At 62.3% G+C, this 21687-nt stretch carries 21 protein-coding genes; 5 read left to right on the plus strand and 16 right to left on the minus strand.

Going from position 1 to position 21687, the window contains the following annotated elements; translation table 11 throughout:
• The first annotated feature begins 250 nt into the window (after positions 1 to 250).
• Positions 251 to 1183, plus strand: a complete 933-nt coding sequence (locus tag AC3D25_RS09310; RefSeq protein ID WP_488888125.1) for a LysR substrate-binding domain-containing protein — start codon at positions 251 to 253, stop codon at positions 1181 to 1183.
• 738 nt (positions 1184 to 1921) lie between these two features.
• Here the strand turns inward: AC3D25_RS09310 and AC3D25_RS09315 are convergent.
• Positions 1922 to 3298 (minus strand): 8-oxoguanine deaminase, encoded by a 1377-nt coding sequence (locus tag AC3D25_RS09315; RefSeq protein ID WP_488888126.1) that lies wholly within the window; start codon positions 3296 to 3298, stop codon positions 1922 to 1924.
• Between the two features lie 456 nt (positions 3299 to 3754).
• Here AC3D25_RS09315 and uraH point away from each other — a divergent pair, with 456 nt between their 5' ends.
• Positions 3755 to 4108, plus strand: a complete 354-nt coding sequence (uraH, locus tag AC3D25_RS09320) for a hydroxyisourate hydrolase (RefSeq protein WP_488888127.1) — start codon at positions 3755 to 3757, stop codon at positions 4106 to 4108.
• A gap of 109 nt (positions 4109 to 4217) precedes the next feature.
• Complete coding sequence (locus AC3D25_RS09325; RefSeq protein WP_488888128.1) at positions 4218 to 5411, plus strand: urate hydroxylase PuuD; 1194 nt, start codon at positions 4218 to 4220, stop codon at positions 5409 to 5411.
• 503 nt (positions 5412 to 5914) lie between these two features.
• On the opposite strand, the gene AC3D25_RS09330 is transcribed toward AC3D25_RS09325, so the two are convergent.
• The 13 genes from AC3D25_RS09330 to guaB form a co-directional block, all read right to left on the minus strand.
• Positions 5915 to 6415 (minus strand): ureidoglycolate lyase, encoded by a 501-nt coding sequence (locus AC3D25_RS09330; protein ID WP_488888129.1) that lies wholly within the window; start codon positions 6413 to 6415, stop codon positions 5915 to 5917.
• On the minus strand, positions 6415 to 7425 hold the full coding sequence (gene alc / locus AC3D25_RS09335) for an allantoicase (RefSeq protein WP_488888130.1): 1011 nt from the start codon (positions 7423 to 7425) through the stop codon (positions 6415 to 6417). Before alc ends, AC3D25_RS09330 begins: the two co-directional genes overlap by 1 nt.
• Before the next feature lie 74 nt (positions 7426 to 7499).
• Positions 7500 to 8021, minus strand: coding sequence for a 2-oxo-4-hydroxy-4-carboxy-5-ureidoimidazoline decarboxylase (gene uraD / locus AC3D25_RS09340; RefSeq protein WP_488888131.1), 522 nt, complete (start codon positions 8019 to 8021; stop codon positions 7500 to 7502).
• 147 nt (positions 8022 to 8168) lie between these two features.
• Positions 8169 to 9092, minus strand: a complete 924-nt coding sequence (gene puuE, locus AC3D25_RS09345) for an allantoinase PuuE (protein WP_488888132.1) — start codon at positions 9090 to 9092, stop codon at positions 8169 to 8171.
• A 113-nt stretch (positions 9093 to 9205) separates the two neighbouring features.
• The gene (locus tag AC3D25_RS09350) at positions 9206 to 9955 is read right to left on the minus strand and encodes an aspartate/glutamate racemase family protein (protein WP_488888133.1); all 750 of its coding nucleotides are present in this window, start codon (positions 9953 to 9955) and stop codon (positions 9206 to 9208) included.
• 76 nt (positions 9956 to 10031) lie between these two features.
• On the minus strand, positions 10032 to 11513 hold the full coding sequence (locus tag AC3D25_RS09355) for an NCS1 family nucleobase:cation symporter-1 (RefSeq protein WP_488888134.1): 1482 nt from the start codon (positions 11511 to 11513) through the stop codon (positions 10032 to 10034).
• A 304-nt stretch (positions 11514 to 11817) separates the two neighbouring features.
• Complete coding sequence (locus AC3D25_RS09360) at positions 11818 to 12546, minus strand: GntR family transcriptional regulator (RefSeq protein WP_488889650.1); 729 nt, start codon at positions 12544 to 12546, stop codon at positions 11818 to 11820.
• A gap of 318 nt (positions 12547 to 12864) precedes the next feature.
• A complete protein-coding gene (ldcA, locus tag AC3D25_RS09365) occupies positions 12865 to 13791 on the minus strand; it encodes a muramoyltetrapeptide carboxypeptidase (protein ID WP_488888135.1) in 927 nt (308 codons plus the stop codon).
• Positions 13788 to 14351, minus strand: coding sequence for a tRNA adenosine(34) deaminase TadA (gene tadA / locus AC3D25_RS09370; protein ID WP_488888136.1), 564 nt, complete (start codon positions 14349 to 14351; stop codon positions 13788 to 13790). Before tadA ends, ldcA begins: the two co-directional genes overlap by 4 nt.
• On the minus strand, positions 14348 to 14740 hold the full coding sequence (locus AC3D25_RS09375; RefSeq protein WP_488888137.1) for a DnaJ family domain-containing protein: 393 nt from the start codon (positions 14738 to 14740) through the stop codon (positions 14348 to 14350). Before AC3D25_RS09375 ends, tadA begins: the two co-directional genes overlap by 4 nt.
• 292 nt (positions 14741 to 15032) lie before the next feature.
• The gene (guaA, locus tag AC3D25_RS09380; protein ID WP_488888138.1) at positions 15033 to 16616 is read right to left on the minus strand and encodes a glutamine-hydrolyzing GMP synthase; all 1584 of its coding nucleotides are present in this window, start codon (positions 16614 to 16616) and stop codon (positions 15033 to 15035) included.
• 192 nt (positions 16617 to 16808) lie between these two features.
• Positions 16809 to 17582: a hypothetical protein gene (locus AC3D25_RS09385; RefSeq protein WP_488888139.1), complete on the minus strand. Its 774-nt coding sequence runs from the start codon at positions 17580 to 17582 to the stop codon at positions 16809 to 16811.
• A gap of 2 nt (positions 17583 to 17584) precedes the next feature.
• A complete protein-coding gene (gene guaB / locus AC3D25_RS09390) occupies positions 17585 to 19045 on the minus strand; it encodes an IMP dehydrogenase (protein ID WP_488888140.1) in 1461 nt (486 codons plus the stop codon).
• A 307-nt stretch (positions 19046 to 19352) separates the two neighbouring features.
• On the opposite strand from guaB, the gene AC3D25_RS09395 reads away from it, so the two are divergent.
• The gene (locus tag AC3D25_RS09395) at positions 19353 to 20312 is read left to right on the plus strand and encodes a DMT family transporter (RefSeq protein ID WP_488888141.1); all 960 of its coding nucleotides are present in this window, start codon (positions 19353 to 19355) and stop codon (positions 20310 to 20312) included.
• A 10-nt stretch (positions 20313 to 20322) separates the two neighbouring features.
• On the opposite strand, the gene AC3D25_RS09400 is transcribed toward AC3D25_RS09395, so the two are convergent.
• Positions 20323 to 20652 (minus strand): RnfH family protein, encoded by a 330-nt coding sequence (locus AC3D25_RS09400; protein ID WP_488888142.1) that lies wholly within the window; start codon positions 20650 to 20652, stop codon positions 20323 to 20325.
• Positions 20649 to 21086, minus strand: coding sequence for a type II toxin-antitoxin system RatA family toxin (locus AC3D25_RS09405; protein WP_488888143.1), 438 nt, complete (start codon positions 21084 to 21086; stop codon positions 20649 to 20651). Before AC3D25_RS09405 ends, AC3D25_RS09400 begins: the two co-directional genes overlap by 4 nt.
• Positions 21087 to 21186: 100 nt before the next feature.
• Between AC3D25_RS09405 and smpB the strand changes: the two genes are divergently transcribed.
• Positions 21187 to 21636 carry an SsrA-binding protein SmpB gene (gene smpB, locus AC3D25_RS09410; RefSeq protein ID WP_488888144.1) on the plus strand — a complete coding sequence of 150 codons (450 nt, stop codon included), beginning with the start codon at positions 21187 to 21189 and terminating at the stop codon, positions 21634 to 21636.
• Positions 21637 to 21687: the final 51 nt, after the last annotated feature.

Raw genomic sequence — 21687 nt, forward strand, 5'->3', positions numbered from 1 at the left:
AATCAGAAAGTGCGCGGAACCGTGCTGGTCGAAATACGGAGGTCCGAGCGGTTGAAACTACGTTCGCGCACCGGACCGCGGGCAGAAGATACCGAAATCGACGCGTCTAGTCGATCTCTCAAAATAGTGAAGATCACCCGCCAGAAGGCCTGTTTGCGGGTATGCCCACCTTGACGCAAAAATTCTGTCATATTAAAAATGATATGCCCCATGCCCCGCACGATCAGCCTCAACATATATTGGAGAAAACATGAGTCAGCAACGCGAGGCGATCGACACGTATCTTTTGCGCGTCTTGCACACCTTGCTGATGGAGCGCAGCGTCACGCGCGCCGCCGTCAAGCTTAACCAGTCACAACCCGCGATCAGCGCCGCCCTGCGGCGTCTGCGCGACATCACGGGCGATCCGCTGCTCGTGCGCGGCAAATCCGGCATGGTCCCGACCGAGTACGGCCTGCGCCTGCTCGAACCGACCCAGAACGCACTGCGCGAAATCGAGCGAATCAAGGTTCAGCAGCACAATTTCGAACCGGCCACGTCCGTGCGCTGTTACCGCATCGGCTGCCCGGATTACCTGAACGTGCTGTTCGTCCCGACCGTAGTGGAGCGGTTCCGTCTCGCCGCGCCCAATGCCACGCTCGAATTTCACTCGCTCGGACCTGCTTTCGATTACGAACTTGCTCTGGAAGACGGCAAGCTCGATATCGTGGTCGGCAACTGGCCGGAGCCGCCCGAGCAACTGCATTTGTCCAATCTGTTCGTCGACAAGATCGTGTGCCTCGTGTCGAACTCGCATCCGTTCGCCAAGCGCGGCGGGCTCACGCTCGAGCAGTACCTGAACGCCCCGCATCTCGCGCCGACGCCGTATTCGGTCGGCCAGCGCGGCGCGATCGACGTGCATTTGGCGCGCGAGCGGTTAAAGCGCCATGTGGTCGTCACGTTGCCGTACTTCAATCTTGCGCCTTACGTGCTCATCAAGTCCGATCTCGTGTTCACGACCACGCGCCTTTTCGCCGATCACTACGCGAAATTTTTGCCGCTGTCCGTCGTGCCCGCGCCGCTCGACTTTCCGCCGATGCAGTACTACCAGTTGTGGCACGAGCGCTGCCACTATTCCGACGAGGTGCGCTGGTTGCGCGGACTCGTTGGGGAGGCGACGCGGTCGCTCATCGATCAGCCGTAAATGGTTTCCGGATTGTGCCTGGCGGACTTGGTTTGGTTACACCGTCTGGCTGCCTCGCGCTTCTGGAAATTTGCATTCGTGTCGGTCTATTAGCACGCCGCTATGCGCGGCAGCAGTCACTTTCTTTGGCTAGCTGCAAAGAAAGTAACCAAAGAAAGCAGCTTGTCCGTCTAAATGTCCACCTCTAAGAACTACACGGATAGGCGCGCAAGCTGATTCGGCTAACTCGCGTTCGTTCAATTGGCACAGCTCCTGTCAGTTCCGTCCTCGCTGCGTTCGGACGACGGGCATGTCAAAAACCACCGCTCTAACTACAGTCACTTGCGTCACGCACCTCGTGTCCCGCGTCTGTAATTCTGCGGTTTACGGTTCATGCATGGCGCTCGGTTCGGTTTTGCTGGTTATGCCTTGCTGGCAGGCGCTTTGTGCCTGCCGGGATGAATGAGCGGCTCCGCTCCGTATGGCGGTGCGATGCCACGGCTGTTTTTTCGCACCACTCCCGGTTACGGTTAGTGGTGGACGCTTAGACGGTCACGCTGCTTTCTTTGCTTACTTTCTTTGCAGCAGCAAAGAAAGTGAGTCCCGCCCCGGACAGGGGCAGTGCTAATTAACCTACACGAAAGCAAGTTTCCAAGAAGCGCTAAAGAAACCCAAGCAAAGCGCCAGCAAACTGAAACCGTGCAAGTTCCCAAAAAGCGCCAAGCAGACAAAAGCCAAGCAGCGCCAGCAAAACCGCCCCTACATTCCCGCCAACACCCCCGCAAGCCGGTTATGCCGCTCAATCAGCGGCGCCACGTCCAGCGTCGCCAACTGTCCATCGCGCACCACAACCCGCCCATCGATCACACTCACCGCCACCTGCGAGGGCGCGCAGAACACGAGCGCCGCGACTGGATCGTGCAAGGCGCCCGCAAACGCCGGCTGCCGCAGATCGAACGCGACAAAATCAGCCGCCATTCCCACACTCAACGCGCCGATATCATCGCGATTGAGCACCTTCGCGCCGCCGAGCGTCGCGATTTCCAAAGCCTCGCGCGCGGTCATCGCGTCGGGCCCAAACCCTACGCGCTGGAGCAGCAACGCCTGGCGCACCTCGCCCACCATCTGCGCGCCGTCGTTCGACGCCGATCCATCCACGCCGATCCCGACCGGCACGCCTGCATCGCGCATCGCCCGGATCGGCGCGATGCCGGACGCGAGCCGCATGTTCGAGCACGGGCAATGCGCCACGCCCGTACCGGTGCGCGCGAACAAGTCGATCCCCGCGCGATCCAGTTGCACACAGTGCGCATGCCACACGTCCGGACCGACCCAGCCGAGATCCTCGGCATACTCGGCGGGCGTCATGCCGAATTTTTCGCGGCTGTACGCCACGTCGTTGACGTTTTCCGCCAGATGCGTGTGCAGCGACACGCCATACTGACGCGCCATCGTCGCGGATTCGCGCATCAGGTCGCGGCTCACCGAAAACGGCGAACACGGCGCGACGACCACGCGCAGCATCGCGTAGCGGCCTTCGTCGTGGTAGGTCTCGATCAGGCGCTGCGTGTCTTTCAGGATCGCGCCTTCGGTCTCGACCACCGAATCCGGCGGCAAGCCGCCGTCCTTTTGCCCGACGCTCATGCTGCCGCGCGCCGCGTGAAACCGCATACCGATCTGCCCCGCCGCCTCGATGCTGTCGTCGAGCCGGCTACCGTTCGGGTAGATATAAAGGTGATCGCTCGACGTCGTGCAGCCCGAGAGCAGCAATTCCGCCATCGCGGTGAGCGTCGACACCGAAATCATTTCCGGCGTCAGATTCGCCCAAATTTTGTACAGATTAGTGAGCCAGCCGAACAATTCGGCGTTCTGCGCGGCAGGAATCGCCCGCGTCAGGCTCTGATACATATGGTGATGGGTGTTGACCAAGCCGGGAATCACGAGATGCCCGCGCAGATCGAGCACTTCGTCGGCGTCCTGCGGCAACTCGGCGCTCGGGCCGACAGCCACGATCCGGTTGTCTTCCACAAAGAGCCCGCCGTCGCGGATCTCGCGCCGTTCGGCGTCCATCGTGACCAGCACCTGCGCGTTTTTTACCAGCAGGGTTCGGGGTTTCGTCGCTTTGGTTTGTTCCATGTTCTCTCCGTTGACGGTCAGTGCCGGGAATCCCCGGTTACCCGGCGAAACCGCCGTCTTCGGGTCGCGCACCATTCGTGCGCTAACGACACTTTCCGTAGCCAAAATACCCGTGACAATGCGACACGCCCGATAGTCGCCCTCAGGCCGCCAATATGATCGTGAATTTTGGCGCAGGTAGCATCGCCCGGAAAGCGTGGCCGGGCGCCAGATGCACCCCAGGCGTACCGATTGTCGAGCGTCTGTCATGTGCGGGCGATTATCTTGCGTATCGCGCGCGCACACCGCGCGGCCATGTTCTTAAAATGCATGACACGGCGCGCTTCTGATCACGCCGACGGGTATGTAGCCACGCTTCGTGGAGCCTCGATCCGCCGATGCAGCATGAGCCTCACAGCTCAGGTGAAGGATCGAAGCGCCGCCGTTCCTCGGACAAACACAAGGAATAACCGCGAAATGGGCAAGCTCACAACCCATGTGCTCGACACCGCGCACGGCCGACCCGGCGCTGGCATCAAGGTCGAACTCTTCGTGCTCGACGGCGACTCGCGCCGCGCGCTCAAAACCACCCTCACCAACGACGATGGCCGCTGCGACTCGCCGCTCCTCGAAGGCGACGCGCTCGCCACCGGCGAGTACGAACTCGTCTTTCACGCGGGCGATTATTTCGCGGCAATCGGCGTGAAAGTGCCGGAGCCGCGTTTTGTCGATCGTGTGGTGCTGCGCTTCGGCATCGCCGATTCGGCTTCGCACTACCACGTGCCGCTGCTCGTGTCGCCGTGGGCGTACAGCACGTATCGGGGTAGCTGAGCGGCATCACGACGGACTTGCAAAGCAACTTTTAAAAGCGCGCCGAGCCGGCGTTCCCCCGCCGTTTCGGGCCGGCGCGCGCTAAAACAATGGGTAGTGGAGGAGTTTCATGGAAGGCTTTATCACCGACTGGCTGAATCTGGTCCTGCGCTGGCTGCACGTGATCGTGGCGATTGCGTGGATCGGCGAGTCGTTTTATTTCGTTGCGCTCGACAACAGCCTGAAACCGCCGAAAGACCCGGCGCTTTCAAAACGCGGCGTGTTCGGCGAACTGTGGCACGTTCACGGCGGCGGTTTCTACAACATGCAGAAGTACACGGTCGCGCCGCCGGACATGCCCGAAGACCTGCACTGGTCGAAGTGGCCGTCCTACACCACGTGGATGTCCGGCTTCGGCCTCTTCATGGTGATCTACCTGTTCTCGCCGAGCACGTATCTCATCGATAAAAACGTGCTCGACATGGGTCCGGTCGTCGCGGTGGCTGCCGCGCTCGGTTTCCTGATGGCGGGCTGGATCGTGTATGACTCGCTGTGCCGCCTGCTCGGCAACAACGAGAAAATGCTGAGCCTGAGCGTCGGCACGTATGTGGTGGTCGCCGCGTGGCTCTCGTGCCATATCTTCGCGGGACGCGCGGCTTATCTGATCGTCGGCGCGATGCTGGCGACGATCATGTCGGCGAACGTGTTCTTCGTCATCATTCCGGGCCAGCGCAAGATGGTGGCCGCGATGCTGAAGGGCGAAGTCCCGAACGCGATCTACGGCAAGCGCGGCAAACAGCGCTCGGTCCACAACACGTATGTGACGTTGCCGGTGGTGTTCGTGATGTTGTCGAACCACTACGCGATGACCTACACGCATCCGTACAACTGGGCGATTCTGCTGCTGATGATCGTCGCGGGCGCGCTGATCCGTCAGTTCTTCGTCATGCGTCATCGCGGACAGGTGCTGTGGTATTTGCCGCTGATCGGCATCGTGCTGATTCTCGGCGCCTTCGCATGGACCTTGCCGAAACCGGCTCCGGCCGTGGCGCAAGTGGCGGGCGCGCCGGCGATTCGTATCGCGGATATCGCGCCGATTCTCACGCAGCGCTGCGCGACTTGCCACTCCGCGCATCCGACGATGATGGGTTCCGCGCCTGCCGGCGTGCTGCTCGATACGCCGGAGGAAATCTCGACGAACGCGCAGCGGATTTATCAGCAGGCCGTGACGCTGAAGGCGATGCCGCTCGGCAACGTCACGCAGATGACCGACGCCGAACGTTCGAAGATTGCCGCGTGGTTTCAGGGTGGAGCGGTGAAGTAAGTCTTGTTGGTAGCTGGACTTTATAGATTCGAAAGCCGTGCGTGACGAAAGTCATGTGCGGCTTTTTTGTGGGGTTGGGGGGGCGTGGGGTTGGGGGGGGGGCGTTTTTGCGGCGAGCGCGAGGCTTCGCACGGGCACGTAAATTCAGGCGTGCGTTTGTTTGCGGCGGGCGGAAGACTTTACGCGGGTGTTTCGTTTCAGGCGCACGGGCGTTTTGCGGCGTGCGTGTGGTTTTAGGCCGGTGTGAGTTTTTGGGCCGTCGTGTGGTCTCAGGCCGTCGTGTGGTTTCAGGCAGCCGTGTGGTTTCAGGCCGTCGTGTGGTTTCAGGCGCGCGCGAGTTTTGGAGGCCAACGTGTGGCTTCACGCGGTCGCAAAGCCCGCGCCGCACTCATCCCAGTTTCATTTTTCTGCGGTTCGCGCCGCGCCAAACCCGCAGAACCGAAAAACAAAAAGGGACCAGGCTAAGCCCGGTCCCTTCGATCCACCGTCTACAAAAAAATCCCCTAGCGCAGCGCGTCCTGCGTAAGCCAAACCGATTCCGGCAAATCCTGCTCGTTCAGATTGTGCCCGTCACCGCCGCGATCCACGACGATAAAGTCGCTCACCGCATCGAGCGCGATCAGCGGATGATGCCAGACGCCCTTCGCGTAATTCACGCCCTGCCAGCCACGCGACACGAACGCGCGGATCGCCGACGGATCGAGCGTGCCGGCCGGCGCGACGACCACCAGATACGGCCGCTCGTTCAGCGGAACGAATGCCTGGCTCCCGAGCGGATGACGTTCCATCATCTTCACCTCGAACGGCAGCACGCGCGGCTGTCCGCGAAACAGGTTCACGATGGCGCGGCCGCCCTCGTCTTCCACGTCGATTTTCGCGAGATCGTGAAAGCGGATGGTCGTGCCGAGGTTGATCGGAATCTGCTTCGCGCCATCGAGTTCGATGACGTCGCCAAACGGCGCGAAAGCAGCGCGCGTCAACGGTTCGATAGCGAGCGTCTTCATTATGCGAGCGTACCGAAAAGACGCAGACGCGAAACGCCGCCGTCGGGAAGAATATTGAAGCGCACGTGCGTGACCGGACCGAGCGCCGCCAGTTCCGATTCGAAGAAGTGCTGCTTGTCCATCTGCAGCTTCTGTTCGCCGAGCAGCACCGGCCAGAACATCGCCTGCGTGACGAGCGAGCTGTCCGTGCCACCCTTCACATACGCGGCCTGCAGCGAGCAGCCATCGGGATAATTGCCCTTGAAGTGCGCGGTATCCACTTCGACCTTCTTGATCACGCCCGGCTGCGCGAGCGCGACGATACACCAGTCGTTGCCCGGCTCGCGACGGCGACGCGTTTCCCAGCCGTCGCCCATATTCGCGCCGCGTCCCGGCATCAGAAGCGTCGATGCAAAGCCGAAGTGCTGGTTGTTCGTGCCGACCATATACGCGCCGTTTTCCATCGCGGCGAGATCGAACAGTTCGCTGCGGCTCGCGCGGCTCCAGTCGAGTTGCGGCTGGCCGTACACACGCAGACGCGCGATCCCGCCATCCGGATAAATATTTACGCGCAGATGCGTGAACGGCTGCGTATGCGCGATATCCAGATAGTGATGGGTATTGCCCTGCAGCGTCATCGACGGCACGATTTCCGTCCATTGCGTCGAACCGTTCGGTGCGCCTTCAACGACATGCGCGCCTTCGATCGACGCTGCCGGCGGGAAGTTGCCGGTGAAATGGCTCGTATCGAGGTCGATACCCTTGATCACGCCCGGGCGCGCCAGCTTGATCACGCACCAGTCGTAGCCGGTCACGCGCTTGCGGCGCGTTTCCCAGCCGTCCATCCATTTGCCGTGGTCGTCGAATTTGCCGGGGATGAAAACCGCCGGCTCCGGGTTCAGCATGCGTTCTTTCGGCGCGAAGAAGTCGTCGCTCGCCTCAAGCGCCTGGGCGCCGAGACGCGGGTCCGCCAGATTCACATAGCGGCGCGTGAATTCGGGAGCGTTGGGGTCGAGTGTCGGAAGTGCCATCGTCTTGAGTCCCGGTGAATGCTGCAGTGGTGATAGGTTTCAGGCGCGTGTCGCCTTCTGATTCAAGCGCTGTTTCAAGCGCTAATCAGGTCGTCGAGCCTGAAACGCGCGATACGGTAGATCTGGTCGAGACTCGTGCGAAGTTCGTCTGCGCGGCTGTTCTGCACGCGCGCTTCGAAATTCGCGATGATCCCGTGGCGGTCATAACCGCGCACGGCGAGGATGAACGGAAAGCCAAACTTCTCGCGATACGCCGCGTTAAGCGCCTGGAGCCGGTCGAACTCTTCCTGCGTGCAGAGATTCAGGCCCGCGCCGCTTTGTTCGCGGGTCGATTCTTCCGTCAGTTCGCCGCGCACCGCTGCCTTGCCCGCGAGTTCCGGGTGAGCGTTGATCAGCGCCAATTGCGCCTCGGCGCTCGCCGCCGCGACCTCGCCCGACATCGTCGAATGGAGCGCGTCTACGCTCGCGAACGGCCGCTGCGACATCGCCGCTTCAGCCACCCACGGCGAGTGCTCGAAAATGCCCGACAACGCGGTGACGAAAGTTTGTTCGGGCAGCGCGTTGAGTTGATCGAGTGTGTAATGCATCGCTTTCATGCCGTCGTCTCGTTGGAGTTCTGGTTGCACATGTCCGGTTCGGTCGACGACCGGCGTCGTTTTCAACTGTGTCAAACGGAGGGCGGAAATCACGCCAGAGCGCACTTGCCGCCGCTGCAATACCCTGCAAATTCAAGCCGCCGCGAGTCAGCGCGGATGATGCTCGCGCCAATGCCGCGCGATATCGACCCGGCGCGTGACCCACACGCGGTCGTGCTGCTCGATGTGATCGAGAAAACGCTGCAGCGCGCGGAATCGTCCGGGACGGCCGAGCAGCCGGCAGTGCATGCCGATCGACAGCATCTTCGGCGCTTCATCGCCTTCCTCGTAGAGCACATCGAATGCGTCGCGCAGATACGTGAAGAAATGATCCGCCGTGTTGAAACCTTGCGGCGAGGCGAAACGCATGTCGTTGGTGTCGAGCGTGTACGGCACGATCAGTTGCGGCGAGGTCTTGCCGCCGGTGGTTTCGACGTCCATCCAGAACGGCAGGTCATCGCCGTAGTTGTCGGAGTCGTAGAGAAAACCGCCGTATTCCGCTACCAGCCGGTGCGTATTCGGGCTATCGCGTCCGGTGTACCAGCCGAGCGGCCGCACGCCCGTCACGCGCTCGATCGCTTCCATGCCGAGCCGCATGTGTTCGGCTTCGCGCTCCGGCGACATATCCTGATAATGAATCCACCGATAGCCGTGGCACGCAATCTCATGCCCCATTTCGACGAACGCGCGCGCCAGTTCCGGATGCCGTTCGATGGCCATGCCGACGCCGAATACCGTGAGCGGCAAGCCGCGCTTTTCGAATTCGCGCAAGATGCGCCATACGCCCGCCCGCGAGCCGTATTCGTAGATCGACTCGATGCTCATGTGACGAGCCGGATAGGCCGCCGCGCCGACGATTTCCGAAAGAAACTGCTCGGAACCCGGGTCGCCGTGGAGCACGCAGTTTTCACCGCCCTCTTCGTAATTCAGGACGAACTGCACGGCGACGCGCGCCTTTCCGGGCCAGTTGGCCTGCACCGGGTGACGGCCGTAGCCGATCAGGTCGCGTGGGTAGCGGGAATCGTTTGACATGGCGTTTCAGCGTGAAAGCGTGGATTCGGGAAAGGGGCGCCAGTGAAAAAGCGGACGGTCCAGTGTAGCGAAAACGCCCGGACGCGCCCATACAGCAGCACAGATAATGCGGCTCACGTCCGATGTATGTCCCGCGGGCTGTACTGCGCCAGATCGCCGTCGTAGCGCTTCGCCAGCGGCCGCGCGAAATCGCCGCGCTTCGACGTACGCAGGCGCAACGCGATCAGCGCCTCGGCCCATTTCACGGCCGCTGTCACGCCCTCCACCACCGGCGCGCCGATCGCATCCTCGATCTCGAACGTGAATTCCGCCATGCCCGCACAGCCGAGCACGATGGCTTCCGCGCCGTCTTCGTCGAGCGCGCGGCGGCATTCGTCGATGATGATCGCGCGCGCCGACGATCCCGGCGTGTCCAGTTCCAGCACCGCGACATCCGTTGCGCGCACGTTGCGGCAAAAGCGTTTCATGCCGTAGCGCTCGGCCAGATGCCACGCCATGCCGCAGGTGCGCGCGAGCGTCGTCACGACCGAAAAACCCGGCGCGATCACGCTCGCGGCGTGCATCGCGGCTTCCGCGATGCCGATCACCGGCCCGCGCGCCAGTTCGCGCGCGGCGTAGAGCGCCGGATCGCCGAAACACGCGATCACGTAGCCGTCCATGCCCGCCTGCTCGCCCTTTTCCACTTCGCCCAAAAGACCCAGCGAGGCGATCGCCTCGTCGTAATAGCCTTCGATCGACGACGGCCCCATCGTCGGGCTCACCGCGACGATTTCCGTCCCCGGCGCGGCCACGTCGCGCGCGCAACGGGCCATCGAGTCGGTCATGCGCTGCGTCGTGTTCGGGTTAATCAGCTTGATTAGCATTGCGTGGCTCCTGACGTGCCGGGTGATGGTTCGATCTCTCTCCGCGCGAATGTCACGATCCGCGCGGGTCTTGCGCTTACGTTTTAGCCAGCACGCGATAGAACACCGCGCCGAGTCCCGCGCCGACAAACCACGAAAAATTCGCGAAACCGTGCCATGCGGGCACCAGCACGCAGGCCACCGCGATCGCCGCTGCCGGCAGAAGCGCCGCCACCGCGCGGCGATTCACGCCTTTCGTGTACCAATAGCGGCCAGTGTCAGACATCGAATAAAGATCGTCCACTACCAGTTTGCCGCGTTTGACCAGATAAAAATCGACGATCAGCACGCCGTACAGCGGTCCAATAAAGCCCCCGAGCACATCGAGCGTGTAGTGGATCACCGCCGGATTGTTGAAGAGATTCCACGGCGTGATGAAAATCGACGCGGTCGCCGCCATCATGCCGCCCGCGCGCCAGCTAATCAGACGCGGCGCGACGTTCGAGAAATCGAATGCCGACGACACGAAATTCGCGACGATATTGATGCCGATCGTGGCGATGGTGAAGGTCAGCGCACCGAGAATCACGGCGGTCGGATGATCGATACGGCCGACCGTTTCGACCGGGTCCGTAATGAGTTCGCCGAACAGCGGCAGCGTCGCGGCGGTCGTCACCACGGTCACCAGCGAGAACGCCAGGAAGTTGACCGGCAGGCCCCAGAAATTGCCGCGTTTCACGCTGCGGTAGCTTTTGCAGTAGCGCGAGAAATCGCCGAAATTGAGCATCGGACCCGAGAAATACGAGACGACCAGCGAGATCGCCGTGATCATCACCGGCACGACTTCCATGCCGTGATATTTCACGCCGCCGAGGTTCAGCCCGACGTTCTTGATGCCCGCGCGCCACACCATGTAGCCCGCCAGCACGAACATGACGACATACACGGCGGGGCCGGCGAAATCGATGAACTTCTTGATCATCTCCATGCCGCGCCAGAACACGATCGCCTGCAGCACCCACAGCGTCATGAAGCCCGCCCAGCCGAGCGCCGACAAACCGACGAAACCGTAGCGATGCACATCCGCGTAAGGCATGAGTTGCGGCACGAACTTCAACACGACGATCACGAGCGCGCTCGACGCGAGAAAGGTCTGGATTCCGTACCATGCCACCGCGATCAACCCGCGAATCAGCGCCGGAACATTCGCCCCGAGCACGCCGAAGGTCGCGCGGCATGCGACCGGATACGGCACGCCGGCTTGCTGGCTCGGCTTCGCGATCAGGTTGCACAACGCATTCACAAGCCCGATGCCGACCAGCAGCGAGACCAGCACTTGCCAGCTCGTCAGACCGAGCGCGAACAGGCTGCCCGCGAACACATAGCCGCCGACGCTGTGCACATCCGACATCCAGAACGCGAAGATGTTGTACGCGCCCCACGTCTGTTTTTTCAGCGGCGCGAGGTCTTCGTTATAAAGACGATCGCTGAAGCCGGCAGGAATTTCGTCGTGCGCGGACGCGCTCTCGTTATAAGCGGGTATGACGGGATTGCCGGGCGATGCGCTGTACTGGGCCATGTTGTCTCCATGTGTGAGAACGGCAAGTGAAGCGGTGAAAGTCGGCCGTTAATGCGACGGTGCGGGTCCGAAACGCAAGTGTTTCGCATCCGCTGCTGCCGGCGCCTGCGTGCTTTCTATGAAGCCTGATAGCAGGTCACGCGACGGTTTCGATCCGCGCCCGCTCGGGCGCTTCGTTCGATTCCTTTCTCCCGGTTCGCGTATCGATCAAACCGTGAGAATGTGCAAAGCCCCGCGCAGCCAGATTGGCGCGTGTGCTTCGTTCATTTCGTGTGAATCTCGCGGGCGGCTTTCGCCGCCGTCGTCAGGTTTTCTCGCGTGCGGACGTCGCCGTCGCCGAGAAAACTTCCCGCAGATCGACCGCGCCGCGCGCCGGGCGATCGAGCATTTTCAATTCCACTTCCTGCAGATGCCGCGCCATCAATTCGGTGGCGCGCGCGCTCTCGCCAGCATCGAGTGCCGCGAGTATCGCTTCGTGATCCTCGAAGGAACATGAGCTCTTGCCGAGCGATTCGTAAAGCGCCGAAATCAGTGTCGATCTCGCGACGAGTCCCGACAAACACTCGCACAACACCGTATTGCCCGTCAGTCCGGCGAGTTCCGTGTGGAATTCGCCGGACAGGCGGATCCATGCGGTGAAATCGTGACTTTCGAACGCGCGCCGTTCGCGGCCGATCGTCGCGCTGATCGACTTCAGGCGGCGCGTGCCGTGGCCAGTGCAAATCCGCTCGACCACCGCCGTCTCGATAATGCGGCGCATCTCGAACACTTCATGTACTTCCTGGAGCGACGGACTCGCGACGAATGCACCGCGATTCGGCTCCAGATCGACGAGCCGCTCGCCCGCCAGTTGCGCGAGCGCCTGCCGCACCGTGCCGCGCTTGACGCTGAAGACTTCGCATAACTGCGCTTCGGTGAGCTTCGCGCCGGGCGCGAGCCGATGCTCGAGGATCGCGGCGCGGATGTTCTCGGCGATCGACTCGGCGGTGGCGTTGCCTGCTGTTGCGGCTGCGGCGTCCAGTGAAACGTTCATTGACGTGTTGAGCATGATGTTCGTGTTGGCATGTTGGGCATCTTACGAGCGCCATAAAGATTGTCAACAATCTGGCGTCTTGAAATCGCGGATCGCGGATATTTCGGGCGTTCGAAAGTGCTTCGAGTCGCTTCCAGTGGTCATTTCACGGGCTTCTAGGGACTTTTCCCTAGGGACACGTACGGGCTGAATTGTCGACAAAATAGAATGGGCGATCGCCGCGAGCCAAATCATTCACGGCCTAAAAATTGACCGTTAGTTGCAAATTTATAGCCTGAAAAACGCCCTTTCGAGCGTCCTCTTTGCGACGTGTGTCGTTCAGACCAGATGCGGATAATCGCTCAGACGCATCGTGAAACCGTCCGGTTGCGCCCGCAGATGCGCGGTTGCGCCAAACGGCAGGGTCAATAAATCGTCGATATGACCGAACTGGAGGCCGGTGACGATCGGAATGCCGACCACCGAGCGCACGTGCTCGATCATCGTTTCCAGCGAATAGCCGTTGTCGTAATCCGACAAACGGCCGCCCGAAAACTCCCCTAGCACGAGCGCCTGTTGGCGCCCCAAAATGCCCGACTGGTGCAGCTGGTAAATCATCCGTTCGATCCTGAACGGATGCTCGTTCACATCCTCGATAAACAGAATGCCACCCTCGACCGGCGGCATATACGGCGTGCCGATCATCGATGCCAGAATCGCGAGATTGCCGCCCCACAACATGCCGGTAACGTCGACCGGTTGCACCTGCGGCACGTCCGAGATCACCGTGAATTGCGGCTGGCTGAGCGCCTGCCAGAAATGTCGCATCGTAAATGCGCTGACGCGTTCCGCCCCGAAATCGCCCGCGAACATCGGCCCGCCGAAGCTTTTGACGCCCGCGCGCGCGAAAAGAGCGCACTGAATCGCGGTGAAATCGCTGTGTCCGACGATCGCAACCGGTTGATCGCGAAGGCGTTGCAACCCATCGTAGTCGAGCCCGTGGAGAATTCGCGCCGCGCCGTAACCGCCGCGCACGGCGAGCACGATGTCGGGCAGCGGGCGCGATGGATCGGCGAGACGGTTGAGGTCGGCGGCGCGTTCGCCGTCCGTTCCGCCGAAACGCTGATAACGCCGCTGAGTCGCGAGCAGATTGTCGAGCCGGTGGCCTTCATCGGTAAGACGCTCGATTCCGCGCGCCACGGCCTCCGGATCCTGCGGGTAACCGGACGGTGCGACGAGGTCGATGGAACGCGGTTTCACGATCATGGGCGGGCGGGAAAAGTGTGAATGGTGTCGCCGGAAGCAGCGGCGGCGGCGCGAGCTTCGCGGACCAGACGGCGGCGTTCGGCGAAGAAATCCTTCAGCGCCTGCCCGCATTCGTCCGCGAGCACGCCACCCACGACCGACGTGTGGTGATTGAGCTGCGCATTCGCAAACGCATCGACGACACTACCGCATGCGCCGGTTTTCGGATCGGCCGCGCCGAACACGACGCGTGCGATGCGCGCGTGCATGATCGCGCCCGCGCACATGAGGCACGGTTCGAGCGTCACGTACAGTTCGCAGCCGGGCAGGCGGTAGTTTTCGAGCCGGCGCGCCGCCTCGCGCAAGGCGATCATTTCAGCGTGCGCAGAGGGATCGTGTGCGCCGATCGGATGATTGAAGCCGGTCGCCACGACTTCGTCGCCGTGGACGAGCACCGCGCCAACGGGCACCTCGCCCGCCGCGCGCGCGGCGTCGGCCGCGTTTTGCGCAAGTTGCATGAAGCGCCGGTCGCGTTCGAGCGCCGCTTCCGGCGACAACTGCGACGCGGGCGCACCGCTCACCGCGACTCCTCCGCCGCGCGGCTTTGCGCCCGTTCGGACAGCCGTTGCGCGATCCGCTGGCGATATTCATGCGGCAAGCTGGTCGTGCCACGCAGCGATTCGAGCGCCATGTCGAGCGCGAGCATGCGCACTTGCAGACGGCAGCGCGCGGCGGGGTCGGTGACGCGGTCGAATTCGGCTTGCAGATCGCGCAGCGCGCGCAATTGCTCGACGGCGGGCGGCACGAAACCCGCGTTCTTGAGGATACGGTTCGCGACGCGGACTTCTTCGGGCACGAGCGCATCGTCATCGAAGGCGAGCGGCGCGCCCGCGCCGGGTAAATCGTCGAACGCTCCGCGCGCGACCGCGGCGGAGATACGCTGCTCGACTAAGGCATCTAGCAATTTCATCGGGGATAACGATCGGCTATTGAAGTGCAACTGTGAGTGCAAATCCGCCGATCTTTTAACGATCTGAGGATAGCTTGCGGCAAGGTTCCGGACCGGTTCGTCCATCTCGTATTCTATCAGCGCGGCGTGACAGTACGCCGCGCAGTGTACGAACGTTCGGCGCGGGGTTGCGCGAGAGCATCGGCGTGCTTGTCATTTCGCGCGGGATCGCGTAGCGGTGCGTTCGATGTGTCCTCCAAACGCAAAACAGCGCCTTTGCAGGCGCTGTTTTCATCTAAAACTCAAAGCCGTGTTATTCCCACTCGATCGTCGCGGGCGGCTTGCCCGAAATGTCGTACACCACGCGATTAATCCCGCGAACCTCATTGATGATGCGGTTCGACACATGCCCAAGCAACGCGTGCGGCAGATGCGCCCAATGCGCCGTCATGAAATCGAGCGTCTGCACGGCACGCAGCGCGACCACGTACTCGTAGGTGCGTCCGTCGCCCATCACGCCGACGCTCTTCACCGGCAGAAACACCGCGAACGCCTGGCTCGTCAGGTCGTACCACGACTTGCCCGTCTCCGGGTCGATGGTCGTGCGTAATGTCTCGATAAAAATCGCGTCCGCGCGACGCAGCAAATCGGCGAAATCGCGCTTCACCTCGCCCAGAATACGCACGCCCAAGCCCGGACCCGGGAACGGATGGCGATACACCATCGCGGGCGGAAGCCCGAGTTTCACGCCGAGTTCGCGCACTTCGTCTTTGAACAGCTCGCGCAGCGGTTCGAGCAGCTTCAGGTTCAGCGTTTCCGGCAGACCGCCGACGTTGTGGTGGCTCTTGATCGTGTGCGCGCCCTTCTTGCCCTTGCCCGCCGATTCGATCACGTCCGGATAAATCGTGCCCTGCGCGAGCCATTTGGCGTCGGTCAGCTTATTCGCTTCGGCCTGGAACACTTCGACGAATTCCGCGCCGATGATCTTGCGCTTCGCTTCCGGGTCCGTTTCGCCAGCGAGCTTCGAGAGGAACACCTCGCTCGCGTCAACGTGGATCACCTTCACGCCGAGGTGATCGGCGAAAGTCGCCATGACCTGCTCGGCCTCGTTCAGGCGCAAGAGGCCGTGATCGACGAACACGCAGGTTAGCTGATCGCCGATCGCGCGATGCAAAAGTGCCGCCGCCACCGACGAATCCACGCCGCCCGACAGCCCGAGAATGACGTGCTCGCCGCCGACTTGCGCGCGGATTTTATCGACGGCTTCGTCGATGTAATGGCCCATTTCCCAGTCGGCCTTCGCGCCGCAAAGTTCGAGTACGAAACGGTCGAGCATCGCGCGGCCCTGCACCGTGTGCGTGACTTCCGGGTGCCATTGCAGACCGTAGAAGCGGCGTTCGTCGTCGGCCATGGCGGCGACCGGGCAAGCCGGCGTGGAGGCCATCAGCTTGAACCCGACCGGCATGTCGGCCACTTTGTCGCCGTGGCTCATCCACACTTTCAGCATGCCGTGGCCTTCAGCCGTCTGGAAGTCTTCGATGCCATTCAGGAAGCTCGTGTGGTTGTGCGCGCGGACTTCGGCATAGCCGAATTCGCGGACATTGCCGAGTTCCACCTTGCCGCCGAGTTGCTCGGCCATCGTCTGCATGCCATAGCAAATGCCGAGCACCGGCACGCCGAGGTCGAACACGGCTTGCGGCGCGCGCGGCGAACCGGCTTCGGTGACCGAATTCGGGCCGCCCGACAGGATGATGCCCTTCGGCGCGAAGTCGCGGATGAACGCGTCGTCGACGTCGTAGGGATGGATTTCCGAGTAGACATGCGATTCGCGGATGCGTCGCGCGATCAACTGGGTGACTTGTGAGCCGAAATCGAGAATCAGGATTTTGTCGTGCATGGCAGCGGCCAAAGGCGAAGTGAACGGGATTGAACGTGTTTCGTGAACGGCCACGGATGAGCAAACTCGCGACGAACCGCGCGGCGTTGCATCCGGCCGGAAAAATCGACGGTCGGCGCGAAAGCCGACCGGTCCTGTACTGTTTGCGGCGAAACGCCCGTGGCGGAAAGGTGCGTTTCGATCATCGGGCGGCTAGAGCAGCGGATCGGGGCGACCAGTTTCGGGGCGCAGCGGATCGGGGCGACCAGCTTCGGGGCGCAGCGGATCTGGGCGACCAGACGCGGGGCGCAGTGAAGTGGCCGACCCGACTGGCTCGACCCGCCGGCCTGTCGCCGGATCGATTACTGGATCGATCGGCTGCGCGACCTCATGGCCGGTGAGCGGGTCGATCGTGGCTCGTCGCGTTGCGACCACCACCGGCTCGCCGACCGAAGCCGCGACCGGCGCGGATGTCACGACCGGCTCGACCCACTCCGGCCGCTCGTTCGCCGCTTCGTTCGCCACCTCGCGCTTCGCGGCGCGCTTTTCCGCCCGCGAAGCCGATACCGCGCCCGCCACCGCCGCGCGCTCGCGCCGCCGGACCGCGCCCGACAAGCGCACGCTGCCGAGCCCAAGAATCAACAACGCGACACCGACCAGCGCCGCGACCACCTGCCCGAACCCCGAAATTTGCGGCGTCCGCAGACCGAGCAGCCAGACCAGCATGACCAGCCCGGACAGCCACTCGACATGCCCGCAAACCTTCGCCGCCGTCGCGGTCAACGCGCCGTCTACCGCCGCGTGAAACGCAATCCACGACAATCCAATAAGCGCGATGCCGAACAACTGCCCGACAAACGCGGGCTGCACCGGTTCGAGTTGCAACGCGCCGTACAACGAGGCCCACGGCGTCAGCAGGAACAGCAATCCGGCGCCTAAGAAAATCAGGGCATTGATGACGAGTACGGCCCGCAGCAACGGTTTCATGGTTAGTCCACGTGGTAGTTGGGCGCTTCCTTCGTGATCTGCACGTCGTGCACATGCGATTCGCGCATGCCGGCGGCGGTGATCTGGACGAATTCGGCCTTCTCGTGCAATTCGTTGATGGTTTTGCAGCCGCAGTAACCCATGCTCGCGCGCACGCCGCCGACGACCTGGAACAGGATGGCGTTGACCGAGCCCTTGTAGGCCACGCGTCCTTCGATGCCTTCCGGGACGAGCTTGTCGATATTTGCCGAGTTGTCCTGGAAATACCGATCCGCCGCGCCATCCTTCATCGCGCCGACCGAACCCATGCCGCGGTACGCCTTGTACTGGCGGCCCTGGAACAGGAACACGTCCCCCGGCGATTCTTCGGTGCCGGCCAGCATGCTGCCCATCATCACGGCATCCGCGCCGGCTGCCAGCGCCTTCGAGACGTCGCCCGAGAAACGCACGCCGCCGTCGCCGATCACCGGCACGCCCGAACCGCGCAGCGCGTCCGACACGTTCGCGATGGCCGTAACCTGCGGCACGCCGACACCCGCGACGATCCGCGTCGTACAGATCGAACCCGGGCCGATCCCGACCTTCACCGCGTCCGCGCCGTATTCGACCAGCGCCTTCGCTGCTTCGGCCGTGGCGATATTGCCGCCGATCACCTCGATATGCGGATAGTTCTGCTTCACCCAGCGCACGCGTTCCAGCACGCCCTGACTATGGCCGTGCGCGGTGTCGACGATGATCACGTCCACGCCCGCCGCGGCCAGCAACGCCACGCGCTCTTCGTTTTCCGGACCGACCCCGACCGCCGCGCCCGCGCGCAGCTTGCCGTGCTCGTCCTTGCACGCGTCCGGGTGTTCGGTCTGCTTCGTGATGTCCTTGACCGTCATCAGGCCGCGCAGATCGAATGCATCGTTCACGACCAGCACGCGCTCAAGCCGGTGGCTGTGCATCAGCGCTTTGGCTTCGGCGAGCGGCGTGCCTTCCTTGACCGTCACGAGGCGTTCGCGCGGCGTCATGATGTTGCGGACCGGTTCGTCGAGGCGTTCTTCGAAACGCAGATCGCGATTCGTCACGATACCGATCAACTGCTGCCCTTCCACTACCGGAAAGCCCGAAATGCCGTGCTGCTGCGTGAGCGCGATCACATCGCGCACTTTCATTTGCGGCGGAACGGTGATCGGATCGCGCACCACGCCCGACTCGAAACGCTTCACCTTCGCGACTTCGCGAGCCTGCTCGGCGGCAGTGAGGTTCTTGTGGATGATGCCGACGCCGCCCATCTGGGCCATCGCGATCGCGAGGCGCCCTTCGGTGACCGTGTCCATTGCGGCGGACACGAGCGGCATATTGAGAGAAATTTTACGGGTCAGCCGGGTTTTCAGGCTGGTATCGCGCGGCAGAACGTTGGAAAACGCAGGCACGAGGAGCACGTCATCGAACGTGAGTGCTTTCTGGATCAGACGCATGGCAAATCCTATGGGCGCAAAAGCAGATTATACCGATAGTTCCCCGGTTTTTCACTGTCCGAACAGCGGCTTAGGCCATTCCGCCAGCTTTCCGGCGCAATTTCCGGGCCGTCTGTCAGCCCCTCATTTCGCTTTTGCGTTCGTCCCGCGTTCACTCGATTTTCGCTTTTGCGGCAGCGCACGCAGCCATCCCGACGGCGCGCCCCACGCAGGCCGCGATTGCAGATTTCGACAAGACCCGCGCGCCGCCGCCTGCTAATCTTCGCGCCTTGCCCGACTTTTCACGCTTTCACGGATATCCAACAACATGCAGCGCGGTGTCGTATATGGAGTGATGGCCGGCGCCATCTGGGGCTTTATTTTTCTCGCGCCGCGATTGCTGCCGGATTTTTCGCCGCTCTATCTGAGCAGCGGCCGTTACGTGATGTACGGCATCGTTTCGCTCGCCGCGGCGCTGCCGTTCGCGCGCACGCTCGCCGCCAAACTCACTCGCGCCGACCTGATCGCGCTCGCGAAGCTCGCGCTCGTCGGCAACCTGCTCTATTACCTGTTCCTCGCGACCGCCGTGCAGATGGTGGGCGTCGCGCCCACTTCGCTCATCATCGGCGTTTTGCCGGTGACCGTGACGCTCGCCGGGCGACGCGATCACGGCGCGATCGACTTGCGCCGGCTGGTCTGGCCGCTCGCGATGGTGCTCGCCGGCATCGCGTGCATCAACGTGGACGTTTTCACCACGGCAAGCGCGTCTCCGACGAGCGTGCTGACCAAGCTGGGCGGCCTCGCCTGCGCGACCGGCGCGCTCGTCTCGTGGACCTGGTACGCGGTCGTCAACGCGCGGTATCTGCAAAATAATCCGCATTTCAACGGCAACGAGTGGTCGGTGCTGTGGGGTATCGTGACGGGCGTGCTGGGCGGGGCGGTGTGGCTGATCGTGCTGGCGCTGCCGGCGGGAACCGTACAGGCCAGCGTGCCGGCCGAGCGCTGGCATTTGTTCTGGGTCGTGTGTCTCGCGATGGCGGTCGGCGGATCCTGGCTCGGCAACGCGCTGTGGAACGCGGCGGCGAAGCGGTTGCCGCTTACGTTGTCCGGCCAGATGATCGCGTTCGAGACGCTGTTCGCGCTGCTCTACGCGTTTATCTACGATCAGCGTCTGCCGCGCCCGCTCGAAGTCCTGGCGATCGTGTTGCTGCTCGGCGGCGTGAGCTGGTCGGTTCGGCAACATGCAGTGGACGGCCGCGACGGCGTTGCGGAAGCGCCGGCTCATTGAATCCGCTGGCTTAGCGGAACTCTTTCGCCTGCCAGCGCCGCCCTTCGATCGATCCCGCGCGCCGCGTCTTTTGCACGCGCCGCTGCCGCGCTTCCTTCGGATCCACCTTCAGCGCGCGATAAATCTCCACGCGATCGTGGTCCGCAAGCGGCGCGTCGAGCGTCTTGATCTTGCCGAAAACGCCCACCTTATGCACCGCGAGATCGATCTCCGGATGACGGGAAAGGACACCGGAGGCGTCGATCGCCTGTCCGACGGTCGATCCCGCCGCCAGTTCCAACTCGCTTCGCACGCTTTCGCCGTCGGGCAGCGGATAGCACACTTCGACACGAATGCTCATGGCTTGCCGTAGCGCTGATCGGCGCGTTTGACGAACGAATCGACGAACGTGTGCGCGATATGGTTGAACACCGGCCCGATCAGTTTCTCCAGAATAATGTTCGAAAACTCGTAGTGCAGCGCGAACTCGATCTTGCATGCATCGGCGCGCAAGGGCGTAAAGCGCCAGAAACCGGTGAATTTCTTGAACGGGCCGTCGAGAAATTCCATGTCGATGCTGGACGGGCGCGTGTGTACGTTGCGCGTCGCGAAGTGCTGCTTGATGCCCTTGAAATTGATGTGGATCTTGGCTTCCATGCTGGTGTCGTCGCGGCGGCCGACTTCGACGCCGCCGCACCACGGCAGGAAATTGGGATAATCGGCGACATCCGTGACGAGATCGAACATCTGTTCGGCCGAATGGCGGATCAATACGGTTTTCTGGACATCTGCCATAAAGGGCGCAACGGGTCGAGAAGAGTGGGAAGCATTGCGGGCTTTACTTCGGCCGCGCTGCTAAAATCGTGATTTTAAACGAGTTGGGCACTTTCCATTCATGAGCATCATCGACAACAGAAAAGCTTTCTTCGATTACTTCATCGAAGACCGCTACGAGGCTGGCCTCGTGCTCGAAGGGTGGGAGGTCAAGGCGCTCCGGGCCGGACGCGGCCAGATCAAGGAAGGCTACGTCATCATTCGCGACGACGAGCTTTATCTGATCGGCGCGCATATCAGCCCGCTGCCGGAAGCCTCCACCCACATTCATCCCGATCCGGTGCGCACGCGCAAGCTGCTTTTGCATCGCGAGGAAATCTCGAAGCTGATCGGCAAGGTCGAGCAGCGCGGGCACACGCTCGTCCCGCTCAATTTTCACTACAAGGGTGGACGCGTGAAGTGCGAGATTGGACTTGCGAAGGGCAAGAAAATGCACGATAAGCGCGAAACCGAGAAGAAACGCGACTGGGAACGCGAAAAAGCACGCATTATGCGCAATCCGACGGGCTGAACGCGTTTTCCGCGAGTCCGCCCGCGCAAAACAAAAAGGGACGTCCACGGA

The sequence above is a fragment of the Caballeronia sp. SL1002 genome (assembly GCF_057814995.1).

Coding starts and splice junctions, on each gene's coding strand:
- AC3D25_RS09310 (WP_488888125.1), top strand. CDS start 251: ATGAGTCAGCAACGCGAGGCGATCGACACGTATCTTTTGCGCGTCTTG.
- AC3D25_RS09315 (WP_488888126.1), bottom strand. CDS start 3,298: ATGGAACAAACCAAAGCGACGAAACCCCGAACCCTGCTGGTAAAAAAC.
- uraH (WP_488888127.1), top strand. CDS start 3,755: ATGGGCAAGCTCACAACCCATGTGCTCGACACCGCGCACGGCCGACCC.
- AC3D25_RS09325 (WP_488888128.1), top strand. CDS start 4,218: ATGGAAGGCTTTATCACCGACTGGCTGAATCTGGTCCTGCGCTGGCTG.
- AC3D25_RS09330 (WP_488888129.1), bottom strand. CDS start 6,415: ATGAAGACGCTCGCTATCGAACCGTTGACGCGCGCTGCTTTCGCGCCG.
- alc (WP_488888130.1), bottom strand. CDS start 7,425: ATGGCACTTCCGACACTCGACCCCAACGCTCCCGAATTCACGCGCCGC.
- uraD (WP_488888131.1), bottom strand. CDS start 8,021: ATGAAAGCGATGCATTACACACTCGATCAACTCAACGCGCTGCCCGAA.
- puuE (WP_488888132.1), bottom strand. CDS start 9,092: ATGTCAAACGATTCCCGCTACCCACGCGACCTGATCGGCTACGGCCGT.
- AC3D25_RS09350 (WP_488888133.1), bottom strand. CDS start 9,955: ATGCTAATCAAGCTGATTAACCCGAACACGACGCAGCGCATGACCGAC.
- AC3D25_RS09355 (WP_488888134.1), bottom strand. CDS start 11,513: ATGGCCCAGTACAGCGCATCGCCCGGCAATCCCGTCATACCCGCTTAT.
- AC3D25_RS09360 (WP_488889650.1), bottom strand. CDS start 12,546: ATGAACGTTTCACTGGACGCCGCAGCCGCAACAGCAGGCAACGCCACC.
- ldcA (WP_488888135.1), bottom strand. CDS start 13,791: ATGATCGTGAAACCGCGTTCCATCGACCTCGTCGCACCGTCCGGTTAC.
- AC3D25_RS09375 (WP_488888137.1), bottom strand. CDS start 14,740: ATGAAATTGCTAGATGCCTTAGTCGAGCAGCGTATCTCCGCCGCGGTC.
- guaA (WP_488888138.1), bottom strand. CDS start 16,616: ATGCACGACAAAATCCTGATTCTCGATTTCGGCTCACAAGTCACCCAG.
- AC3D25_RS09385 (WP_488888139.1), bottom strand. CDS start 17,582: ATGAAACCGTTGCTGCGGGCCGTACTCGTCATCAATGCCCTGATTTTC.
- guaB (WP_488888140.1), bottom strand. CDS start 19,045: ATGCGTCTGATCCAGAAAGCACTCACGTTCGATGACGTGCTCCTCGTG.
- AC3D25_RS09395 (WP_488888141.1), top strand. CDS start 19,353: ATGCAGCGCGGTGTCGTATATGGAGTGATGGCCGGCGCCATCTGGGGC.
- AC3D25_RS09400 (WP_488888142.1), bottom strand. CDS start 20,652: ATGAGCATTCGTGTCGAAGTGTGCTATCCGCTGCCCGACGGCGAAAGC.
- AC3D25_RS09405 (WP_488888143.1), bottom strand. CDS start 21,086: ATGGCAGATGTCCAGAAAACCGTATTGATCCGCCATTCGGCCGAACAG.
- smpB (WP_488888144.1), top strand. CDS start 21,187: ATGAGCATCATCGACAACAGAAAAGCTTTCTTCGATTACTTCATCGAA.